The organism is 'Vigna radiata' phytoplasma (assembly GCF_030586915.1).
Taxonomy (GTDB): Bacteria; Bacillota_I; Bacilli_A; order Acholeplasmatales; family Acholeplasmataceae; genus Phytoplasma; species Phytoplasma australasiaticum.
On the sequence record NZ_JAOSIS010000030.1, the window covers coordinates 1 to 5,768 of the forward strand.

General features: G+C 24.0%; 8 protein-coding genes. All 8 read right to left on the reverse strand.

Annotated features, from left to right (window positions below; translation table 11 throughout):
- The coding region (locus tag OC710_RS02335; protein WP_304514992.1) for an FAD-dependent oxidoreductase at positions 1–404 on the reverse strand (404 nt) is incomplete at its 3' end.
- Positions 405–473: 69 nt separating this feature from the next.
- Positions 474–1,109 carry a hypothetical protein gene (locus tag OC710_RS02340; protein WP_004995154.1) on the reverse strand — a complete coding sequence of 212 codons (636 nt, stop codon included), beginning with the start codon at positions 1,107–1,109 and terminating at the stop codon, positions 474–476.
- A 236-nt stretch (positions 1,110–1,345) separates the two neighbouring features.
- The gene (locus OC710_RS02345) at positions 1,346–1,813 is read right to left on the reverse strand and encodes a nucleoside deaminase (protein WP_004995156.1); all 468 of its coding nucleotides are present in this window, start codon (positions 1,811–1,813) and stop codon (positions 1,346–1,348) included.
- 42 nt (positions 1,814–1,855) lie between these two features.
- Positions 1,856–2,437, reverse strand: a complete 582-nt coding sequence (locus OC710_RS02350) for a thymidine kinase (RefSeq protein WP_004995158.1) — start codon at positions 2,435–2,437, stop codon at positions 1,856–1,858.
- 35 nt (positions 2,438–2,472) lie between these two features.
- A complete protein-coding gene (gene rpmE, locus OC710_RS02355) occupies positions 2,473–2,706 on the reverse strand; it encodes a 50S ribosomal protein L31 (RefSeq protein ID WP_004995160.1) in 234 nt (77 codons plus the stop codon).
- A 176-nt stretch (positions 2,707–2,882) separates the two neighbouring features.
- Positions 2,883–4,130 (reverse strand): serine hydroxymethyltransferase, encoded by a 1,248-nt coding sequence (gene glyA / locus OC710_RS02360; RefSeq protein ID WP_004995163.1) that lies wholly within the window; start codon positions 4,128–4,130, stop codon positions 2,883–2,885.
- Positions 4,131–4,178: 48 nt separating this feature from the next.
- Positions 4,179–5,318 carry a DNA polymerase III subunit beta gene (gene dnaN, locus OC710_RS02365; RefSeq protein WP_304513398.1) on the reverse strand — a complete coding sequence of 380 codons (1,140 nt, stop codon included), beginning with the start codon at positions 5,316–5,318 and terminating at the stop codon, positions 4,179–4,181.
- Between the two features lie 11 nt (positions 5,319–5,329).
- Positions 5,330–5,768 (reverse strand): helix-turn-helix domain-containing protein (locus OC710_RS02370; RefSeq protein WP_304514993.1); only part of this gene is annotated, 439 nt, incomplete at its 5' end.

The following is a 5,768-nucleotide window of genomic DNA, read 5'->3' on the forward strand; positions in this document are numbered from 1 at the left end:
TTAACACATAAGTCATTTTCTGGAATAATTAAATGTTCTACTAAAGCCTCCATTAAAGTTAAGTTAAGAGTTTTTTTAAGCGTTTCTAAAATAAACATAGGATATTTAATTTTATCTATTTGGGCTCTTAAACTCCTTACAGCTGGACCTTTAGAAGTATTAAGCATTTTCATTTGAATTTGACAAATATCAGCAGCTTTACCCATGATACCACCTAAAGCATCAATTTCTCTAACAACAACACCTTTAGCCGGGCCACCTATAGAAGGATTACAAGGTAAAGATGCTATTTGTTGTAAATTGCCAGTGATTAATAAAGTTTTATGCGATTGTTTTGCTAAAGCTAAAGCAGCTTCTACACCGGCATGACCACCACCGACTACAATACTTTGGTAATATTTCATTTCCAGCATACCTTTCTGAAATAATTGTCATTTTTTAAATTAAATCTCTAATAAAAATAATAAATTTCTTCATTTTTTGTTTTTATTTGATATAAAATTTAAATATTCTTGATGTTCTAATAAAATTTTTTCCGTTTTTTCTTTACCTAGTAATATTTCAACATTATTTTTAAATTCTTGTAATAATTTTTGTTTCTTCTTCAAGAAAAGATTATTTTGATATTTAATCAAACAAAAAGAGAAAGTTAAAAATAATAAAAAAAACAAAAATATTAAAAATAATTTTAAATTACCTAAAAATAAAGATAATTTAAAACATACAATAGTATTAATTATATAAAATAAAAATCCGCATAACATATAAAAGTATCTACTTAATAGAATAGAATTATAAGTTTTTAAAGAAGAAAAAATATATTTAATAAAAAAAATATTAACCTTAGGTTGATATAAAATATCAAATTTTTGATAATAAGATTTATCTATAAAAACTCGATAAACATGATCTTTTAAAGTCCAAATGACGTATTGATTTAATTTAATAAAACTATCTTGATATTCATTTTGCTTCAAATCATAAAATTGAATTTTAACCTTTTTTTGATCAAATTCATATAAATCCTCATAAAAAGGATCACCTTTTACAGAATCAAAAACTAAAGGCAAAAGTTGAAATTTATTTTTATCCCACAAATTAAAACTCAAATTATTAAACCTATTCCTATTTTTTTATTAAAAATTAAATTATCTTTATATATAAATTATATAACAATTTTTCTTAAAAATCACCATCCACATGCAATAAAATTTATGACTGCTTCAATTAAGACCTGATCAAATTCATTTTAATTAACATTGAATGGTGATTTTTAAAAAAAATTATTAAATTATAATTAAAAAAATTAAAAAACCATTACGCCAATTATTATACATCAAAAAAATCAATTATAAGACTGTTTGTATCTTAAATTAGCAAAAAATTTTCTCAAAATATTCTGACTTTCTGATTCAAAAATAAATAATTTAACAAATTTTTCATGATATTTTAAATTATTGTAAGTATACAAAAAATTATTATAAAAATTAAAATTAATATTAGAAGCACTATAATAAATTTTATTAACCCGAGATTGAATTAAAGCTCCGAAACACATCATACAAGGCTCTAAAGTAACATAAATATTTACCATATTCATTCGATAACTTCTTAATTGGCGATTAACTTCTATAAGAACTAAAAATTCTGCATGACTAAAAAATAATTGACTATTTTCTGTATTATTATGAGCTCTAGCTACAATTTTATCATCTATTACCGCAACAGCACCTACAGGAACTTCTCCCTTTTCAAAAGCTTTTTTAGCTTCAATAAAAGCTTCTTGCATAAACCAAAAATGTTTTTTTTTCATAACCACATTCAAACTTAAAATAAATATTATTATAAAAATAAATTAAAACTTATGACATTTACGACAACAAGGTTCATGATAATCTTTACCGCCTACTAAAATTACTGGTTCTTCTTCATGTGTAAACTTATCTTTTAAATTAGAATAAATTCTTTGAGTACGAGATGCTTTTTTACCACAAATAAAACAATAAGATCTATATTTAGTAACTCTATCAGCAATAGATAACAAATATGGCATAGAACCAAATGGTCTACCACGAAAATCTAATTCTAAACCAGCTATAATAATACGTATACCTTTATAGGATAAATCATTAATAATTTTTTCAATTTCAGAATCTAAAAATTGAGCTTCATCAATAATGATAACATCAACCCCAGGTTTTATAAAATTAAAAATTTCTTTACTTTGATGAATTAAAATAGCAGGAACTGTTTCTAAATTATGATTAATTAACTCGCTTTTACATGAATAACGATTATCAATAAATGGTTTAAAAACTAAAAATTGTAATTGCAAAGTTTTTAAAAAATTAATGCGTTTAATTAATTCAGTTGTTTTACCTGAAAACATCGGACCACAAATAACTTCAACAAAACCTTCTTCATCTACCACCATCATTATAAAGATAACCTTTCTATGCAAATCAATATCAATTAATTTGATTTTTCATCTTTTTTAACTGAGGATTTTCCATAACGTTTATAAAATTTATCAATTCTACCAGCCACTGTTACAAAAGATTGAGAATTAGTATAAAAAGAATGACAATTAGAACAAGTTTCAATTTTGATCTTTTGCACAGTAGTCCCTATTTTATGTTTTTTATGACAAGTAGCACAAGAAACTTCGATTTCATAAAAATTGGGATGTTGAATATTCTTTTTCATAAATTAAATCCTTTCCAAATAAATAAATAATATTTTTTTACAAGTTAAATATAAATAATATCAATAATTAAAATTTTCCAAAAATATTTACTAATACATTTTAACATATTAAAGAGATTTAATTAAAAAATAAAAATTAAATTAAAATTTAATAAAATCAAATACTATAATCATTTTTAATGATATAAAGGAAATTTAATAATTAATAATAAAACTTCTTTCTTTATTTGATCGAGAATCATATCATTTTTATAATTTTGTAAAGCATAATTTATCATATCAGCTACTTTAATAAATTCAGCTTCTTTAAAACCTCTAGTAGTCATAGCAGCAGTACCTAATCTAATCCCCGAAGGACAAAAACCTTTATTTTTATCAAAAGGAATAAAATTTTTATTAACTATAATATTAACTTTTTGTAAAACGTCTGCAACAATTTTACCATTTAAATTTGAATTATTATAAGTAACATCAATCATTAACAAATGATTTTCTGTAGCGCCACTAATTACACGATAACCTAAAAAAGATAAACGTTTAGCTAAAGCAAAAGCATTCTTAACTACTTGTTTTTGATATAATATAAAATCATCTTTTAAAGCTTCTTGAAAGGCAACTGCTTTAGCAGCAATAGTATGCATTAAAGGTCCCCCTTGTGTTCCTGGAAAAATACCTTTACTAATTTTATTATGAATTTCTAAATTATTAGTTAAAATAATCCCTCCTCTAGGACCTCTAAGGGTTTTATGCGTGGTAGAAGTAACTACATCAGCTTTAGCCATTAAAGGACAAGGATGCAAATTGCTTACTATTAATCCAGCTATATGAGCAATATCCGCCATTAAATAAGCATTAACTTTATTAGCTATTTGACGAAACTTCACAAAATCAATCTTTCTGGAATAAGAAGAAGCTCCAGCTATTATTAATTTAGGTTTTACTTGATAAGCTATTTTAAGAACATTATCATAATCAATAATTTCTGTTTTTGGGGAAACATTATAACCAAAAGAACGAAAAAAAATACCAGAAAAACTTAAAACAGAACCATGAGTCAAATGACCTCCTGCATCCAAAGACATACCTAAAATAACATCATTTGGTTTTAATAAAGCTTGTAAAACAGCCATATTAGCTTGAGTTCCTGAATGAGGTTGAACATTAACATACCTAGCATTAAACAATTTCTGAGCCCTTAAAATAGCTATTTTTTCAATTTCGTCAACATAATAACAACCATTATAATACCTTTTATTAGGATAACCTTCTGCATATTTATTTGTTAATACACTTCCTTGAGCTTCTAAAACAGATGGAGATGTAAAATTTTCAGAAGCAATTAACGTTAAACACTCTTCTTGTCTTTTTTTTTCTTTTAAAATTAAATCATATATAAGAGTGTCGTTTTTTTTCAAATAATTCATATTAAACCATCATCGCTATTTTATTTTTCAACATTTAAAATTAATGATTTAGCTTTGGCCAACAACAGGAAATACTAAATAAAGCATACTTTTATCTTCTTCACTGCAAATAACAAAAGATGTAGCAAAACTATCAAAAATAATTTTGAATTCTTTTACGGTAAATACCTTCAGAATATCTTCTAAATGTTGAACATTTAAAAAAGTTTCCACATTTTCATTAGCAAAAACCTCAATAGCATTTAATTGTTCCGAAGCTTGACCAATTTCATCGCTATTAGCCGAAATTTCTATAATATTATCTAATCGAATATATAATCTAATAATATTAGAAAAAATATTTTCCTCTTTGGTAAGTACTAAAGAAACTCTTTCTAAAGTTTTCAAACAATCTAATCTATTCATTTTTACAAAAAACGGAAAAGAACTAACTTTAATAATAGGCCAAGCGGGATATTTACCTTCTAAAAGAGTCGTTTGAAATAATAAATTATCACAACGTAAAATCATTTTTTGTTGATTAATTGATATATGCACTAACTCATCTTTTTGATACTCTAATAATTTATATAATTCCTCCAAATTTTTATAAGAAACAGTGATATTGAAATCAAAATAATTCAAATCTAATGATATTTCTTTTTGTGCAATTCTAAAAGTATCTGTCGCCAAAACTCTTAAAAGAGAATTTTCATAAATAAAATTAACTCCCATAAGGGTTTTTTGTTGTTTATCACGAGAAGCAGCAACATTAACCTCTTTAATAATTTTCTTTAAAATTTCATTTTTAATAGCAAAAAATTTATCAGATTGAAAATCAAAACTAACAGGAGGAAAAAGTTGTAAATCAATTACTTTTAATTTATATTCAGAATTTTTAGAATTAATAAATAATAAATAATCTTCGACAAGAGTCATTTCTAAAGAACAAGAATCAATTTTTTTTATAATATCTACTAAATGTTTACCTATAATAACTAAAGAACCATTTTGCTTAACAACCAAATCAGTATCCTTAATTTGTAATTGAATATTTTTATTATAATCCATAGCTTCTAAATAACAAACATTATCTAAAGCTTTAATTTTTATATAATGAAAAATAGGAAAAAGAGTTTTAGGCGGAAGTATTTTATAAATTTGTAATAAAGAATGTAATAAAACTTCCTTTGTAATTTCAAAATGCATAATTATTCGAATTAACCCTCCAAAGTAAGATTATCATTATTTAACTTTACCATTATCTTCTGAATATTTTGTTCTAAATTTTGATCCACTTTAATTTTATTTTTTATTCTGCGATAAGATTTCGAAATAGTTGAATAATGCCTCTTATTAAATAAAAATCCCACCATTTCATTAGAAATTTTATTTCTCTCTTTGATTAAATAAATAGCTATGTCGCGAGGCAAAGAATATTGAGGATCTCTAGAATGACCATTTAAATCACTAACTTTAATATTAAAAGATCTGCTAACAACTTTCTGTATTTTTCTAATATCAGTTTCTTCGGGAGAAATATTATTTTTATTTTTTAATAAAGGTTCTAAAGCGATTAATGAATTAGTTAAATTCATTTCTAATCCATAAATTTGAGTATAATTCAGTAAACGCAACAAAACTCCTTCTAATTCACGA

What these genes read in the sequence shown, in the direction of transcription:
- OC710_RS02345 (WP_004995156.1), bottom strand. Translation starts at nt 1,813, where the DNA reads ATGAAAAAAAAACATTTTTGGTTTATGCAAGAAGCTTTTATTGAAGCT.
- OC710_RS02350 (WP_004995158.1), bottom strand. Translation starts at nt 2,437, where the DNA reads ATGATGGTGGTAGATGAAGAAGGTTTTGTTGAAGTTATTTGTGGTCCG.
- rpmE (WP_004995160.1), bottom strand. Translation starts at nt 2,706, where the DNA reads ATGAAAAAGAATATTCAACATCCCAATTTTTATGAAATCGAAGTTTCT.
- glyA (WP_004995163.1), bottom strand. Translation starts at nt 4,130, where the DNA reads ATGAATTATTTGAAAAAAAACGACACTCTTATATATGATTTAATTTTA.
- dnaN (WP_304513398.1), bottom strand. Translation starts at nt 5,318, where the DNA reads ATGCATTTTGAAATTACAAAGGAAGTTTTATTACATTCTTTATTACAA.